The sequence below is a fragment of the Rhizobium sp. SL42 genome (assembly GCF_021729845.1).
GTDB lineage: Bacteria > Pseudomonadota > Alphaproteobacteria > Rhizobiales > Rhizobiaceae > Allorhizobium.
In genome coordinates, this window is sequence record NZ_CP063397.1 from 3049849 (window position 1) to 3064650 (window position 14802).

Below are 14802 nucleotides of genomic sequence, written 5' to 3' on the forward strand. Positions count from 1 at the left end.
AATACGCACGAAAACAGATCCCGGAAGCAGCGACAGCGCCTCCGGGATCTGTGGTCGTGTAAATATTGGCAGCGTGCCTGAAACGCCGGCATCAGGCCGCGTACAACCCTCTTTGTTGCGGCACGGATACTGCCGTCTTGAACTGCTGGACCAGCTGGAACAGCCCGTTGACATCGCGCGACAGCGAGTGCGCGGCGGCCGACGTTTCCTCGACCATTGCGGCATTCTGCTGGGTTGATTGATCGATCTGGTTCACCGAACTGTTGATGTCCTTCAGCGATCCGGACTGCTCTTCGGATGCCTCGATGATCGCGCGGATATTGATGGTGATGTCCTCGACCTGGCTGGCGATCTGCTCAAGCGACAAACCCGTCTGTCCGACAAGATCTACGCCGCGGCTCACCTGCGCCGCCGAGGTGCTGATCAACTGGCGGATCTCCTTGGCGGCACTGCCCGATCGTTGCGCAAGTTCACGCACTTCCTGCGCCACCACCGCAAAGCCCTTGCCCGCTTCCCCTGCCCTTGCCGCCTCGACACCGGCGTTCAACGCCAGAAGATTTGTCTGGAAGGCGATTTCGTCGATCACGCCGAGAATGCTGGAAATCTGTTTCGACGACTGCTCGATCTCGCTCATGGCGCCGACCGCGTCGCGGACCACCGCTCCAGACTTTTCCGCATTGGCACGGGTCTGCTCGACCAGTTTCCCGACATTGGTCGCCCGCTTGGCAGACTCCATCACGGTGGTGGTGATTTCCTCAAGTGCCGCGGCCGATTCCTCGACCGAAGCCGCCTGCACTTCGGTGCGGCGCGCGAGCTGATTGGCCGCGTCGGAGATCTCCCCGGTGCTCGATGCAATCGATCGAGCATTGGTCGTGACGGTGGAAATCGTCTGCTTCAAGCGCGTCAGAGCTTCATTGAAGTCACTGCGAACCTTTTCCATGGTCGGCACGAAAGGACGGTCCAGGCTGCAGGTCAGATCGCCGTCCGCCAGTCCACTGAGCGAACCGGCCAATTGCGCGATTGCGTCCATCCGTGACGAGACATCCGTAGCGAACTTGATGACCTTGTAGACTTTGCCGGAGGAATCGAACACCGGATTGTAGCTCGCCTGGATCCACACATCCCGTCCATCCTTGGCCACACGGCGAAACTCGTCGGAGAAGATTTCGCCGGCGGACAGCCTGCCCCAGAATGCCTGGTAGTCATCGGATTTGACATAGGCCGGATCACAAAACATCCGGTGATGTTTGCCGACAATTTCCCCAAGGCTATAGCCGAGGCCTTTGCAGAAATTCTCGTTGGCCGTCAGGATGGTACCGTCCGGTTGGAATTCAATGACTGCCTGCGATGCTGACAAAGCCTTGAGCTTGGCGTCATCTTCCAGCGCGCGGATCTTGGCTGCAGTGATATCGGTGGCGTATTTCACCACCTTGTAGGGTTTGCCACCCTTCATCAGGGGATTGTAGGACGCTTCGATCCAGATTTCGCGCCCCCCCTTTGCGATGCGGCGATACTGCCGGCGATCGAATTTCCCGCTGCGCAATTGCTGCCAGAAAGAAGCGTATTCGGACGAGGCCGCCTCCACCGGATCGACAAACATCCGGTGATGTTTGCCCTGGATCTCGGACAGCGCATAGCCGACCGCCATGCAGAAGTTTTCATTGGCTGTCAGAATGATGCCGTCCAGATCGAACTCGATTACTGCCTGCGAGCGCCTCAAGGCCTCGGATTCAGCCCGGGAGTCCCTCATGAATCTCAAAATAGGCATGCAACTTCCCCCATGCATCCAACCGATGCTAATGGCGAAACACCCACGGTTCGCACACCGATAAAGTGTATGAACATTAGTATACAAACTCCTAATATTCTTGAGAGCGGGTCCAATTCAGGCAAATATTTTAGAGATACGTTATTCACACCCAGGCAATCGCCGACCTCACCCCGCCGTCACCAGGCTCCACACAGAAAACCCCGCAACAAAAGGATTCCCCTTGCTCTGATTGAACAAAAGTCAATTTTTCGAGCAAAAGACCACTGCATATTCGACAACAAAAAAACCGGGAGCCTTGTGGCCCCCGGCTGAAAATCCAGCGATTTGCTGGGACGGACATTGCCCGTCGAAACGCTCGGATTAGTTGCGAGCCTTGTCGACCAGCTTGTTCTTGCCGATCCAAGGCATCATGGCGCGAAGCTTGGTGCCGACTTCTTCGATCTGGTGGCTGTCGTTCATGCGGCGGATACCCTTGAAGCGGGCGGCGCCTGCGCGGTATTCCTGCATCCAGTCCGAGGTGAACTTGCCGGTCTGGATGTCGGTCAGGACGCGCTTCATTTCAGCCTTTGTTTCAGCCGTGATGATGCGTGGGCCGGTGACATATTCGCCCCACTCTGCCGTGTTAGAGATCGAGTAGTTCATGTTGGCGATACCGCCTTCATAGATCAGGTCGACGATCAGCTTCACTTCGTGCAAGCACTCGAAATAGGCCATTTCCGGGGCGTAACCGCCTTCGACCAGCGTCTCGAAACCGGCGCGGATCAGTTCAACGAGACCGCCGCACAGAACAACCTGCTCGCCGAACAGGTCGGTTTCGCATTCTTCCTTGAATGAGGTTTCGATGATGCCCGAACGACCGCCGCCGACGCCGCAGGCGTAGGACAGAGCCAGTTCAAGTGCGTTGCCCGATGCGTTCTGATGGAGCGCAACGAGGCAAGGAACGCCGCCGCCCTTCTGGTATTCGCCACGAACGGTGTGGCCCGGGCCCTTCGGCGCGATCATCACGACGTCAACCGAAGCCTTCGGTTCGATCAGGCCGAAATGAACGTTGAGGCCATGGGCAAATGCGATGGCCGCACCGTCGCGGATGTTGCCGGCGATCTCATCGCGGTAGATGTCGGCCTGGAGCTCGTCCGGGGTCGCCATCATCATCAGGTCGGCCCATGCGGCAGCTTCAGCAACCGTCATGACCTTGAAGCCATCGGCTTCAGCCTTCTTGGCGGTCGGCGAACCGGCCTTCAGAGCGACAACCATGTTCTGGGCGCCCGAATCCTTCAGGTTGAGCGCATGCGCACGACCCTGCGAACCGTAACCGATGATTGCTACCTTCTTGGCCTTGATGAGGTTCAAGTCCGCATCACGATCGTAATAAACGCGCATTGTTGTATCCTTCCCTATGCTTGTCAGTTGTGGTGAATGTTGTTGAATGGCGCGCTCGCACGGGACGTCCCGTCCAGGCCCGCCAAAATCCTCTCCGTGCCGTAAAGCATCAGGAAGGCGTGCACCGCCTTCGAGGCCCTCGACCCGAAACTCGTCGTCTGTGGCATATCGCCGAGCAGCATGCGGACATGCAGGTCGCTGACGATCAGCCCGTAAAGCGTGCGATAGGCTTCCTCGCCGTCATTGAAGCGCAACAGGCCATCGCGCTGTCCGGCCTCGAGCAGCGCCCGCGCCCTGCGATCGATCTGCCGACGGCCGCGCTCCAGCAGCAACGTGCCAAACTTTGAGCCGTCGCGGCTCGACTGACCGATGGCGAGGCGATTGAGCGCCAGCGATACATCGCCCGCCAGCACTTCAAGCAGATCCTTGGCGAATACCTCGAGATGATCGGTGAGGCTTGCCGCGGTCAGCCGCTCGCCCGGCCGCTCAAACGTGCGAACCTTGCTGGCCTGATAGGAAATCATCGCCGACAGCAAACCGTCGCGGTCACCGAACCACTTATAGAGGCTTTCCTTGGAGCAATTGGCCGCACGGGCCAGACCGGCCGTCGTCACAGCCTTGTCACCACCTTCGACCAACAACCGCAAGGCTTCCGCCAGCACAGCGTTTTGGCGTGGGGTGAATTCGGTATTCTGACTGCTCTCGCTCGACATGACGGCCTCCGAGTACCGTACGGTACGGTTCTTGCTCCTTATGAGCCCGGACACGCTGCAGGTCAAGTGCCGCAATGATATTTTTCTAAGCAATCTCGCCCTGAATGATGCAAATGTTTTGAGCATCCGCACTTGCCCCTATCATACTGAATCTGCCTTCTGGTGGCAGGGCGCGCACTCTTCGTGCGTCGTCACAAATAGGTGAATGAAGCAAGAATAATTATTGTACCTTATATCTATATTTCGGTTTGGTGGCTTTATAAGCCATTGTTAGTAATATGTTTATTTTCACGCTCAACAATGGATTCGATGAAAAATGCCGAACCAATCAGTTCGATTGCGCACAAAGTGGTATTGAATTTCTGAGAGCGACACGCCACATCGACCCTGTCGAAGCAAACGTGTCGACACCAGATAGAATTAGGAGCAAGACCATGAAAATCGTCGCCGCCACCGCGCTCATCGCCGCCCTCGCAAGCGCATCCGCCGCCCTCGCGCTCGAACCGATCCCCGGCTCGATTACCTACGCAGGCAAGCAAGCCAATATCGTGAAGGCTCCCGCGGGGTCGACCCTCTTCCACAACTTCAATTTCAACGGCGACAAGATTCGCGAAGTCTACAAGGTCAACGCTGATCACACCGTGACTTTGGTTCAGCGCGGCATCATCAACGATTGATCTGCAGCCTCAACTGCACACGTGGGTGCGGTGCACCAAGTCTTACAATCCTAGATTTTATTTCCTTGGCGACTGCACCAGCAGAAGGATAGTATAATGAAGACCACAATCTTGAGCGCCATACTGCTCGCATCCCTGACAGGCACCGCCGCGTTGGCCGATATTCAGCCGATCAAAGGCTCGATCACCTACAGTGGCAAGACTGTTCACCTAGAAAAGGCGCCGGTCGGCAGCACCTTCTTCCACACTTTCATCGGCGCGGGTGGCCGCTATGTACGCGAAGTTTACAAAGTGAATGCCGACAGGTCAGTGTCTCTGAAGTCGCGCGCGACAGCAGGTTCGCACTGATCCCCAAAAACGCATCGCCCAACAGCCCCGAAGTGAAAGCTCCGGGGCTTTATCATACCCGCCTACCGCGCATAATCGACGGGAATTGCCGAGCCGCTTTTCAGCGTCTCCATCGAAATTGACGCCGAAACGTCGAACAATTCGATCCTCTTGACGAGCCTGCGATAGACCACATCGTAATGCTCCACCCTCGGCAATACGATCTTCAGGATATAGTCATAGTGCCCGGTCAGCCGATGCGCCTCGACGATCTCGGCGATATCGCCGACGGCGCGACGGAATTCCTCAATCCATTCGTCGGCATGGTGGGCAGTCTTCACCAGCGCATAAACAGTGGTCGGCACGCCCATCTTCTCACGATCGAGCACGGCAATGCGCCGCGCGATATATCCACCCTCTTCCAGTTTCTGGATCCGGCGCGAGCAGGCCGAAACCGAAAGCGATACTTTCTCAGCCAGATCGCTAACAGCAATGGCGCAGTCCATCTGCAACAACTCGAGAATCTTCCGGTCTCTTTCGTCAATCACGCTGCCATTCTCCGAGGTCTGAAACGAAAGACGCAAAAATTCTGCGCCAGAATGACAAATGGCACGTCTGATTTTGCAAGAAAAGCCTCCAGCACCGCCAAAATCGCACACCAGATGCAAGCGACATCGGCGATCATCGGTCATCAAACATAAGGAGACGACGATGCAGATGATGGGCCTGATCGGTGGAATGAGTTTCGAAAGTTCTGCCGTCTACTATCGGTTGATCAACGAAGCCGTAAGGAACAGGCTCGGCGGATTGACTTCCGCCGAAGTCATCATGCATTCCGTCAATTTCGAGAGCATCGTCGCCCTACAGAAGGCTGGCCGCTGGGACGATGCCGCACGTCGCCTGGGGGATGTAGCCGCCGGATTGGAGAAAGCCGGAGCCGGCTGTGTTCTGATCTGCACGAACACCATGCATCTGGTTGCCGGCGAAGTTCAGGCCCGCATCAACGTGCCGCTGATCAACATCATCGACGAGACCGCAGATGCCCTGAAGAAGAAGGGTGCCAAGCGTCCTCTGCTGCTTGCCACCCGCTATACCATGGAGCACGGTTTCTATGCCGAGCGCATGCGCCTGAATGGCGTAGAGATCATGGTGCCGGACGCAGATGGCCGGACCGCGACCCATAACATCATCTTTGATGAACTCTGCGCCGGTCATGTCTTCGACAGCTCGCGTGACACGCTCATGGCCATCATCGACAAGGCCAAGGCAGAGGGCGCCGACAGCGTGATCCTTGGCTGCACGGAAATCTGCCTGATCCTCGATCCGTCAAACCTGCCGCTACCCGGCTTCGATTCGACCACCATCCATGCCGAGGCGGCCGTCGATTTCTGCCTGGCGCGGACCATGGCCGCCGACGCCGCCTGATATCGGTGAGGTTTCAGATAGTCTGGCCACAGGCGCGGCAGAAACGGCGTACCGTTTCTGCCATTCCATATTCAAGTGCATCGGCCGTCAGGCCGTGGCCAATCGAGACCTCGGCCAGTTCCGGAATGCGCTTGACCAGCGCCGGCAGGTTAGCGACCGTCAGGTCGTGGCCGGCATTGACCGCAAGGCCGGCGGCAATCGCCGCATCGGCCGTCGCGCCGAGCAAGGCAATCTGACGCTGGGCCGCTTCAGGATTGTCAAAGCAGCCACCATAAGGCCCTGTATACAGCTCGACACGCTCGGCACCGGTCGCCTTGGCCAGAGCCATCGTCTCCGTCTGGCCGTCCCCGTCGACAAATAGTGACACGCGCATGCCCTTGGCACGAAGCCGCGCGACGATTCTCTTCAGGTCATCGCCATGTGCGACCAGATCCCAACCATGGTCGGACGTCGCCTGCGACGGATCATCGGGGACAAGCGTTACCTGTTCAGGCTCGATAGCTTCGCAGAGAGCAAGGAACTCCTCGGTCGGGTATCCCTCGATATTGAACTCGGCCTGTGGAAACTCATCGTCGATCAGGGCGCGCAACAGAGGCAAATCGCTGAAGCGGATATGTCGCTGGTCCGGCCGCGGGTGCACGGTCAGTCCACTTGCACCGGCCTGCAAGGCGATACGCCCCAGATCCGCCACGCTCGGCCACGGCAAATCCCGGCGATTGCGAAGCATGGCGATGGCATTGAGATTGACGGAAAGCTTGGTCGGCATTCGATCTTGTCCAAAGGTCTGAAACGAACCGCATCCTTAGGACATCATCGACGCGAAGACCAACGAGAATTGCAGATGAACCGATAGAACGAATTGATGAGTAGGATCCGCCCGTTTTGGCGAACCCGCGGACTTTGGGGTATTGACGCAGGACCTGTATAGATTAGTCAGATTAAACCGTGTGACAAAGCGCACAAAAAGGTCAGTTCAGCACACGATCCATTCGCGGCATGTCAGGGGTTGCACAAATGATCGAACCGTCCGTGGAGCAACAATGAGCGCCGAACAACGGACCGACCGTGACGAGATTCGCCAGGCCCTGCAGACAATTCTTGCCAGTCAGACATTCTCTCGGTCAGAGCGTCTGCGCTCGTTCCTGAAATTCGTGGTCGAGATGGAACAGCTTGGCCGGGGACATCAGCTAAAGGGCTACACGATAGGAGTAGACGTCTTCAGCCGCGACGAGGCCTTCAATCCGGGAACAGATCCCTTGGTTCGGGTTCAGGCCGGTAAACTCAGGCGTCTTCTCAACCAGTTCTATGCCGATGAAGGACGCAACCAGCAACTTCGCATCCGTATTCCACTGGGCGGCTATGTGCCGTTGTACGAGCGTGCGGTCACCGCGCGCCGCAGTTCGGATCAATGTACCCTCGTCGCGGAGCAGCCCGTGGGAGCCGGTCCCCGGGAACGGTCGACGCTGCCCGGTCCGACCTCGGCGGGCCACCTTGTCCGAGCATTGCCGCGGCTGTTCTTTGAAATCGAAGCCGGAAGCGACTGGCGTGGCGACATCTTCTGCAATGCAGTTCGTCTCTGGGCAGACCGGCTCTGGGGTGTTTCACTGGCCGCCCTTGGCGACAGCCCCGAACCAAGATCAGAGCCTCGATCGGGAAATACCACAGACCTGTTTTTCGTCTTGGAGGTCAAAACCGATCACCATGACGGCACACTTCAGGTCAAGCTCCGTCATGTGACATCCGGCCAGACGCTCGCGGAAGAAATCCATCCGCAGACCTTATCCGGTACCGTCCTTCAGCTCGGCGCCTTGGCTAACCAATATACCGGATCAACGCTGACACTCCCCGGACATCTCTATCAGTTTTGCCAGGCGAGCGGCCTTTCAAGCCAGCTCATGCAGTGTCTCGATGCCACCTATCGCTATGCCTTGCTGCGCACCGACGACGCCTACCAAAATGCCAGAAGCCATCAGCAACGCTGGGTGGGGCTTAGCGGGCAACATGACATCGTGACCGAAATCCCAAAATTGCTGGCGCTCACCGCTTTTCGTGGCTGAGCCAACCCGTTCGCGCCTACGTGTTCGTCATGCGAAAATTGCAGAACGCCCTTCACCAAGCGTTACAGTGGCAGAGATTTATTTATTTCGGCGAAAAGTAATATAAATATAGCGTCTGCCCACAGGAGCAGAGTTGGAACACGCTCTGCGGTTGATCAGCAGATACAGGAGTGCATCGAGAAAAATAGCAGACAAGCGACACGCTAGGGGGACGGGAGGAGTCATGGCGAACGGTCCGAAAAATCTGCATAAAATAGAAAAACCGACCGGACGCATGCGGGATGATCGGATTGTCCTGCCAGATATCATATTGCCACCCAATGTGCCGTCCGAGCCCGTCGCAATCGCGGACATGGCCGAACTTTTCGGCATCACCCACAGGACGCTTCACTTCTACGAGGAAAAAGGTCTGATCGGCGCCGGCCGGATGGGCTTGATGCGCGTCTATGGCCAATCCGATGTCGCACGCATGGCGGTCATCAACACATGCCGGGAAGTCGGCATGCCAATATCTGTCATTCAGGATCTGTTCGAACGGCTGTCTGCAGCCCAGTCACGGGCGGAGGCCAACGCGCTGCTGGAAGAAGCACTGATGACACGGCAACGGGAGCTGACCGCAAGCCTCTCGACAATCCACCGGCAATTGCAGCAGGTCAACACACTGCTGGCCAACGAGGCAACGGCAACTTCCGGACGAACGACCCCGACAAGGCAGACGATAGATCTCTCCGACATCGAGCATCGCTGCCTGCATATGATGGCCGAGGGACATACAACAAGCCGGATCGCGAGGAACTTCGAGATGAAAATCGACGAAGTGACCGAGATCGAAAACGGGCTCATTCAAAAGATCGGTGCCCAAAACCGTTTCCAGGCCATCGCGAAGGCCGTCTTGCTCGGAATGATCGCCAGTTGATTTGGAACGCCTGCACTACGGCCGATTGGCACACTGCGGAGCAAACCTTGTTGTGCTCAAGTGCCGGCTGCATCGACGTCGGCCGATCACCGCACGATGGTCAGCGTCTCCGCCGCACGGGTGACAGCTGTGTAGAGCCAGCGCTCGCGGGTGTCGCGAAACGCCCAGCTCTCATCGAACAGCACGACATTGTTCCACTGCGAACCCTGCGCCTTGTGCACGGTCAGGGCATACCCATAGTCGAACTCGTCGTACCGCTTGCGGGTCGACCACGGTACTTCAGTCTCGATATCCTCGAAGGCCGCCTTCAACAGCTTGATCTTGGCCGCCCCGCGATCCATGTCGTCGTCTTCCGGCTTGATCAGCAGGTTGATGCCGGGTTTCACGGTTTCCCGTGACGATGTCATGACCTGCCAGAGCGAGCCATTGAGCAGGCCCTTGACCTGATCGTTGCGCAGGCACACGAGCTTGTCGCCCGCTTGCGGATGTTCGACGGTAAAACCCTTCAACTCGCGCAGTCGCTTGTTATAGCGACGGCGCGTCTTGTTGGTCCCGACTAGAACCTGGTCGGCCTCGAGTACCAGTTCCTGGTTCACCTCGTTCTTCGAGATGACCCGCGCGGTCGACCCATAGTCGCCATACATGATCTCCTTGCCCTCGCGGATATGCATGGCAAGCTGGATGATCGGATTGTCGCGTGCCTGGCGGTGGATATCCGTCAGCAGATAGTCCGGCTCCTGCTCCGTGAAGTAGCCGCCACCGGTGACCGGCGGCAACTGTCCGGGATCACCAAGCACCAGGATCGGCGTACCGAAGCTCATCAGGTCGCGGCCAAGCTGCTCATCGACCATCGAGCATTCGTCGATGACGATCATTGCCGCCTTGGCGACTGGGCTCTGCCGGTTGATCGAGAACATCGGCGCGATCGATGTCTTGCCGGTCTCCTCGTCCTCGACAGCCTCTTCGCCGCGCGGCCGGTAGATGAGGGAATGGATGGTCTTGGCATTGGACGCCCCACGCGAACGCAACACTTGGGCTGCCTTGCCGGTGAAGGCCGCGAAAAGCACATCGCCGTCGACATGCTCGGCGAAATGTTTCGCAAGCGTCGTCTTGCCGGTCCCGGCGTAGCCAAACAGCCTGAAGATCGGCGATTTGCCCTCTTTCAACCATTTGGAAACGGCCTTCAGGGCTTCATCTTGTTGCGGAGCAAATTCCATGACCTAGGCATGCGCGGATTCGAGCTTTGATTGCAAGTCAAAAGGCCGAAAACAAGAACAAAGAGTGGACATCAGACGACCAGCGGGTCATTTGCCAATTCGATCGGGCTGCCATGCGGTGTGGCTTGCGCCGCGCGCTGCCAACTCTTCTGCAAGGCCAGAACCTGTTCAGGTTCTGCCACGCCCTTGCCGTCCAGCAATGCCGTCAAGGCCGCAATCCAGGCATCGAAATAGTCGGAGCCGTCCGGGGCCCTGCCCGCCTTGTGCACCTCTAGCGACAGGCTGGCCGCCCATTCGCTCCAGTCGAAAAGTCCTCGGTCATGCAAATGCACGGTCAGCGCAAAGGCCTGTGCATGCCAAGGCTCGGCAAAGACGGGATCGCCTTCAATTGATTTCGGCAGGCCCGGAGACTGTGACAGCGGCGACGGGATTTCACACGTGCTCAAGATAGCTCTCCCAGGCATCGATGGAGATGCTCAACGAAGAATCGGCACCCTCACCCCAGATCTCGTCGGCGGTGAAGACGACCGTGTAGACCCATTGCGGATTTTCGCCGTTGCGATGGGCATTGTCATCCGGGAAAACGAACCCGCCCTGCACGGCCTCGACGACACCCGTCTTCGCGCGGGCGTAACGTGGCAGGCGCGTGTGACCGACCGGGTGGAAATTCTTCGTCCTGACCCGGTCGCCCACGGCAAACTTCGCGGCCGCTTGCACAGGGCGATCACAGGGACCGCCCCTGGCCAGCACAGCGGCCACCATATCCGCCGTCAGCACTCGCTTCGGTATCGCGCCCTGCCCCATATGTTGCCCCGACAGCAATTCCTGGCGACTTGCAAAACCATGCCGCTCCAGCAGCGTGTCGACACCGCGGATCCACACCTCATAGTAGCTTGCTGCGAGATACGCGGCCGGCGGAATGCTTTCGCGTGCATGTCGACTTTCATCGATGGTCCAGGCACCGAAGGCACCGCAGGACAGTGTGATACCGAGCGCGCGCTTTTCCCATTCCGCGTGGAAATAGGGTTCGTTGCGCTCCGGCGCGATCGGGCCGAAACCCATCTGTCCTCCAAGGTCGTGTGGGCCGTTCATCTGAGATCCTCCGGCGCATGCGACAGTCCTGTTCCGATCATCGCATCGCGCGTGACAAGATCGGCCAACTGCTCTTCGCTGAAACCTTCCGTGCCGGCCGGCCGCAAAGGCACCACCAGGTATCGCAGTTCCGCCGTCGAATCCCAGACGCGGATTTTCGTGCCTTCAGGAAGGGTGACGCCAAACTCTTCCAGCACGCCGCGCGGATCAATCACCGCGCGCGACCGATAGGCTGGCGCCTTGTACCAGACCGGCGGAAGTCCGAGCACAGCCCACGGATAACAGGAACACAGTGTGCAGACGACCATGTTGTGGCTCTCCGGCGTATTGAACACGGCGCGCATATGCTCACCCTGCCGACCGGCAAAGCCCAGACTGGCGATGGCAGCAGTCGCATCCGCTTTCAACCATTCAGCAAAGGCAGGATCGCTCCAGGCCTTCGCCACCACCCTGGCGCCATTGCGTGGCCCGATCTTCGTTTCATAGGTATCGACAATCGCATCGATCGCCGCTGGATCAATCAATCCCTTGTCGGTCAGCAGGGTTTCCAGCGCCTTCACCCGCGCCTGCATGTCCGAATACTGGTTGTCGTGGTGATGACCGTGATGTTCGTCATGCGCATCATGATCGTCGGAATGATTGTGATCGTGAACCAAGGACTGGCCTCCCAGAGGATTGTACGAACGGTTGTAAGCTTCGGCTCCCGGCCTGCCAAGAACTTGGGAGATCCGTGCCTGTCATTTTGCTGTCGGCAAGGCCTTGCCGATATCGCCTTTCAGCAAGTGCAGGAAAGGTGCGGGCTCAAGCCGGCCGGGTGCTGCAAATGGATTTGAAAAGGCAAAAATAAAGAACAGGATGACGCCGGAATAGGCGCCAAACATCGACAGCAGGGCAATATGCGTGCGCGTGGGTCGATAGACATAGAAAGGTGCAGCAACACAGATCAGGCCAATCAATGCCGGCGCCCAGAACAAGCCGGCAAACGTACCAAGCGTCGGTGCCTCGCGCATCTGCCTAAATCCGGCAATGTCGGTGATGCGCTGGCGCATGTGCTGGGCAAGATAACGCTGCCGGTCGTTCGCCGGGTCCAGGTCGAGAAGGATGTTGTATGCCTTGTCCCATTCGACCCAGGCGGACACTGACAGCCCTTGCCTCTGCGCGAGCCGTTGCCACTCCTCATCGACGACCAGCGCGACATAGCGCGCCAGATGTTGCTGGACCGGAACCACTATCGGCCCGCCATAGCGCGCCGCATCATTGAAGACATCGGAAATCGCCACGGCCTCCTGGGTCAGGTCCGTGCGGATGCCCTTGTAGTCGTCGAGTTCCTGGGCATAGACGAGCGCCAGGATGAGCCCGTGCAGCGCCGCCACGCGAACGGCGACCGTGCTGGCTGCGTCATGCGTGCGATCACCCTCGTCGCCGCTTGTCAGAAGCCGGCGCGCCAGAAAATAGCTGCCCAGAACAAGCCCGACAGCGCCCAGAACGAAACCGAAGCCGACAAGGCCGGAACCAACAATATCCATCATGACGTGCCGCATCTCTCAAGGCCTGCGACGGCGGGCTACATTTATTTCAACATGGGCCAGAGACTGAGAACCAGCAAGATGGCCATGGTAATATTGAACCATTTCAGCCGCACGGGAACCGACAACCACTCCCGGAGCGCAGAACCGAAGCCTGCCCAGGTTGAAACACTCGGCACATTCACTGCAGCAAAGACCAGCGCGACGACACCCACCGTCAGGGCATAGTTCTGTGGATCGGGATAAACCGCCATGGCCGTGACAGCCATCACCCAGGCTTTCGGATTGACCCACTGAAAGGCTGCCGCTCCCAGGAAAGTCATTGGGCTGGCCTTGGCCTTGGCCTCACCCTGTCCCAGCGATCGCGACGTGCCGATTTTCCAGGCGATCCAGATCAGGTACAGCCCGCCGACGATCTTCAGGCCCGTATAGACCATTGGCACAGTTGCCAGCACCGCACCAAGGCCAAGTCCAACCCCGAGCAGCAGCGACAGGAACCCGGCACCGATCCCGAACATATGCGGAATCGTGCGCCGGAAGCCAAAATTCACGCCCGAAGCAAACAGCATCATATTGTTCGGTCCTGGTGTGATGGACGTCGAAAAGGCAAAAAGAATCAACGCCAGCAATGTGTCGATGGACATGGAGGTCCTCCCGTTCAGTTTTTGGGTCAGCATAGCTGTCCCAACATGCGTGACCAGCCGATCACTTGTCTCCGTGACACGAACCCGTCGCGACTCACCATTCTTGCAAGCTCCGCATTCACTGCTATCTTCGCAGCCGGAATTCGAGGAGAGCGCCATGGACGACCCTATCCCGACCGTCAACCTTCCAGGCGGTGCAAGCGTGCCGACCATCGGTCTCGGCACCTGGATGATGGGGGAGGACAAAAGGCGCATGGCGGATGAAATCGCGGCCGTACGCCATGCCATCGAACTCGGCATGACCCTGATCGATACGGCGGAAATGTATGCGGATGGCGAATCCGAGAAGATTGTCGGCGCAGCGGTGAAAGACCGACGTGAGCAAGCCTTTCTCGTTTCCAAGGTCCTGCCGTGGAATGCCAGTTTCGACGGTACGATCGAAGCATGCAACCGCAGCCTCCGACACCTCGAAACCGACTATCTGGACCTCTACCTGCTGCATTGGCGCGGCGAGCACCCGCTTGCCGACACAGTCGGCGCACTCGAAACATTGAAGGCTGCCGGCAAGATCAGGTCCTGGGGCGTTTCCAACTTCGACATCGACGACATGGAAGAACTCTTCGAACTGCCCGACGGCAAGAACTGCGCGGTCAACCAGGTACTCTACAATCTCTCACGCCGAGGCATCGAATATGATCTTCTACCCTGGTGCCAGGAGCGCCATGTCCCGATCATGGCCTATTCACCCATCGAGCAGGGGCGCTTGCTCCGGCATCCGGAGCTCGTCCATATCGCCAAGGCCTACCAGGCGACGCCGGCCCAGATTGCCCTCGCCTTTCTTCTCGACCGCGAGGGCGTCATACCGATCCCGAAGACCGTCAGCCTGAGCCGCTTGCAGGAAAACCGCGATGCCGTGGAACTGGACATCACCGACGAGGATTTCGACCGTCTGGATGTCGCCTTCCCGCCTACGTCACGCAAGATGCCCCTCGAAATGTTGTGAGTAAGTCCATCCTTGCAAAGCGCAGCGCTTCGCGGGCAATTCCGGCACCTTTAC

The 14802-nt window shown here is 58.2% G+C and carries 17 protein-coding genes; 6 read left to right on the forward strand and 11 right to left on the reverse strand.

Translation table 11 applies throughout. The annotated features are described in order from the left end of the window. Positions 1–91: 91 nt before the first annotated feature. The 3 genes from IM739_RS14435 to IM739_RS14445 all read right to left on the reverse strand — a co-directional run bounded on the left by IM739_RS14435 (position 92) and on the right by IM739_RS14445 (position 3864). Positions 92–1768: a methyl-accepting chemotaxis protein gene (locus IM739_RS14435; protein WP_442981047.1), complete on the reverse strand. Its 1677-nt coding sequence runs from the start codon at positions 1766–1768 to the stop codon at positions 92–94. Between the two features lie 363 nt (positions 1769–2131). Further along, positions 2132–3151, reverse strand: coding sequence for a ketol-acid reductoisomerase (gene ilvC, locus IM739_RS14440; protein WP_237368405.1), 1020 nt, complete (start codon positions 3149–3151; stop codon positions 2132–2134). A 23-nt stretch (positions 3152–3174) separates the two neighbouring features. Beyond that, positions 3175–3864: a TetR/AcrR family transcriptional regulator gene (locus IM739_RS14445; RefSeq protein WP_237368406.1), complete on the reverse strand. Its 690-nt coding sequence runs from the start codon at positions 3862–3864 to the stop codon at positions 3175–3177. Between the two features lie 434 nt (positions 3865–4298). On the opposite strand from IM739_RS14445, the gene IM739_RS14450 reads away from it, so the two are divergent. Together IM739_RS14450 and IM739_RS14455 are read left to right on the forward strand one after the other, a co-directional pair. Next, positions 4299–4541 (forward strand): hypothetical protein, encoded by a 243-nt coding sequence (locus IM739_RS14450; protein WP_237368407.1) that lies wholly within the window; start codon positions 4299–4301, stop codon positions 4539–4541. Between the two features lie 96 nt (positions 4542–4637). After that, the gene (locus IM739_RS14455; protein ID WP_237368408.1) at positions 4638–4889 is read left to right on the forward strand and encodes a hypothetical protein; all 252 of its coding nucleotides are present in this window, start codon (positions 4638–4640) and stop codon (positions 4887–4889) included. A gap of 62 nt (positions 4890–4951) precedes the next feature. On the opposite strand, the gene IM739_RS14460 is transcribed toward IM739_RS14455, so the two are convergent. After that, entirely contained in the window at positions 4952–5416 is a 465-nt protein-coding gene (locus IM739_RS14460) for an Lrp/AsnC family transcriptional regulator (RefSeq protein ID WP_237368409.1), read from the reverse strand. 163 nt (positions 5417–5579) lie between these two features. Here IM739_RS14460 and IM739_RS14465 point away from each other — a divergent pair, with 163 nt between their 5' ends. After that, the gene (locus IM739_RS14465; protein ID WP_237368410.1) at positions 5580–6293 is read left to right on the forward strand and encodes an aspartate/glutamate racemase family protein; all 714 of its coding nucleotides are present in this window, start codon (positions 5580–5582) and stop codon (positions 6291–6293) included. Positions 6294–6306: 13 nt separating this feature from the next. On the opposite strand, the gene IM739_RS14470 is transcribed toward IM739_RS14465, so the two are convergent. Beyond that, a complete protein-coding gene (locus tag IM739_RS14470) occupies positions 6307–7059 on the reverse strand; it encodes a pyridoxine 5'-phosphate synthase (RefSeq protein ID WP_237368411.1) in 753 nt (250 codons plus the stop codon). A 274-nt stretch (positions 7060–7333) separates the two neighbouring features. On the opposite strand from IM739_RS14470, the gene IM739_RS14475 reads away from it, so the two are divergent. Both IM739_RS14475 and IM739_RS14480 read left to right on the forward strand, forming a co-directional pair. Beyond that, positions 7334–8350, forward strand: a complete 1017-nt coding sequence (locus IM739_RS14475; protein WP_237368412.1) for a hypothetical protein — start codon at positions 7334–7336, stop codon at positions 8348–8350. 223 nt (positions 8351–8573) lie between these two features. Then, positions 8574–9266, forward strand: a complete 693-nt coding sequence (locus IM739_RS14480; RefSeq protein WP_442981048.1) for a MerR family transcriptional regulator — start codon at positions 8574–8576, stop codon at positions 9264–9266. Positions 9267–9352: 86 nt separating this feature from the next. On the opposite strand, the gene IM739_RS14485 is transcribed toward IM739_RS14480, so the two are convergent. From IM739_RS14485 to IM739_RS14510, 6 genes are all read right to left on the reverse strand, one after another. Next, positions 9353–10483: an ATP-dependent DNA helicase gene (locus IM739_RS14485; protein WP_237368414.1), complete on the reverse strand. Its 1131-nt coding sequence runs from the start codon at positions 10481–10483 to the stop codon at positions 9353–9355. Positions 10484–10554: 71 nt separating this feature from the next. After that, positions 10555–10929 carry a nitrile hydratase accessory protein gene (locus IM739_RS14490; protein ID WP_237368415.1) on the reverse strand — a complete coding sequence of 125 codons (375 nt, stop codon included), beginning with the start codon at positions 10927–10929 and terminating at the stop codon, positions 10555–10557. Beyond that, positions 10916–11575, reverse strand: coding sequence for a nitrile hydratase subunit beta (gene nthB / locus IM739_RS14495; protein ID WP_237368416.1), 660 nt, complete (start codon positions 11573–11575; stop codon positions 10916–10918). The genes IM739_RS14490 and nthB overlap by 14 nt, the downstream gene beginning before the upstream one ends. Continuing rightward, positions 11572–12231, reverse strand: coding sequence for a nitrile hydratase subunit alpha (nthA, locus tag IM739_RS14500; protein WP_237368417.1), 660 nt, complete (start codon positions 12229–12231; stop codon positions 11572–11574). The genes nthB and nthA overlap by 4 nt, the downstream gene beginning before the upstream one ends. Positions 12232–12312: 81 nt before the next feature. Then, positions 12313–13104 carry a bestrophin-like domain gene (locus tag IM739_RS14505; protein ID WP_237368418.1) on the reverse strand — a complete coding sequence of 264 codons (792 nt, stop codon included), beginning with the start codon at positions 13102–13104 and terminating at the stop codon, positions 12313–12315. Positions 13105–13145: 41 nt separating this feature from the next. After that, positions 13146–13745: a LysE family translocator gene (locus tag IM739_RS14510; protein WP_237368419.1), complete on the reverse strand. Its 600-nt coding sequence runs from the start codon at positions 13743–13745 to the stop codon at positions 13146–13148. Positions 13746–13902: 157 nt separating this feature from the next. Between IM739_RS14510 and IM739_RS14515 the strand changes: the two genes are divergently transcribed. Beyond that, complete coding sequence (locus IM739_RS14515) at positions 13903–14748, forward strand: aldo/keto reductase (RefSeq protein WP_237368420.1); 846 nt, start codon at positions 13903–13905, stop codon at positions 14746–14748. Positions 14749–14802 lie beyond the last annotated feature (54 nt).

What these genes read in the sequence shown, in the direction of transcription:
- IM739_RS14445 (WP_237368406.1), bottom strand. Translation starts at nt 3,864, where the DNA reads ATGTCGAGCGAGAGCAGTCAGAATACCGAATTCACCCCACGCCAAAAC.
- IM739_RS14510 (WP_237368419.1), bottom strand. Translation starts at nt 13,745, where the DNA reads ATGTCCATCGACACATTGCTGGCGTTGATTCTTTTTGCCTTTTCGACG.
- IM739_RS14515 (WP_237368420.1), top strand. Translation starts at nt 13,903, where the DNA reads ATGGACGACCCTATCCCGACCGTCAACCTTCCAGGCGGTGCAAGCGTG.
- IM739_RS14465 (WP_237368410.1), top strand. Translation starts at nt 5,580, where the DNA reads ATGCAGATGATGGGCCTGATCGGTGGAATGAGTTTCGAAAGTTCTGCC.
- nthB (WP_237368416.1), bottom strand. Translation starts at nt 11,575, where the DNA reads ATGAACGGCCCACACGACCTTGGAGGACAGATGGGTTTCGGCCCGATC.
- IM739_RS14505 (WP_237368418.1), bottom strand. Translation starts at nt 13,104, where the DNA reads ATGATGGATATTGTTGGTTCCGGCCTTGTCGGCTTCGGTTTCGTTCTG.
- ilvC (WP_237368405.1), bottom strand. Translation starts at nt 3,151, where the DNA reads ATGCGCGTTTATTACGATCGTGATGCGGACTTGAACCTCATCAAGGCC.
- IM739_RS14485 (WP_237368414.1), bottom strand. Translation starts at nt 10,483, where the DNA reads ATGGAATTTGCTCCGCAACAAGATGAAGCCCTGAAGGCCGTTTCCAAA.
- IM739_RS14480 (WP_442981048.1), top strand. Translation starts at nt 8,574, where the DNA reads ATGGCGAACGGTCCGAAAAATCTGCATAAAATAGAAAAACCGACCGGA.
- IM739_RS14435 (WP_442981047.1), bottom strand. Translation starts at nt 1,768, where the DNA reads ATGCCTATTTTGAGATTCATGAGGGACTCCCGGGCTGAATCCGAGGCC.
- IM739_RS14470 (WP_237368411.1), bottom strand. Translation starts at nt 7,059, where the DNA reads ATGCCGACCAAGCTTTCCGTCAATCTCAATGCCATCGCCATGCTTCGC.
- IM739_RS14450 (WP_237368407.1), top strand. Translation starts at nt 4,299, where the DNA reads ATGAAAATCGTCGCCGCCACCGCGCTCATCGCCGCCCTCGCAAGCGCA.
- IM739_RS14475 (WP_237368412.1), top strand. Translation starts at nt 7,334, where the DNA reads ATGAGCGCCGAACAACGGACCGACCGTGACGAGATTCGCCAGGCCCTG.
- IM739_RS14455 (WP_237368408.1), top strand. Translation starts at nt 4,638, where the DNA reads ATGAAGACCACAATCTTGAGCGCCATACTGCTCGCATCCCTGACAGGC.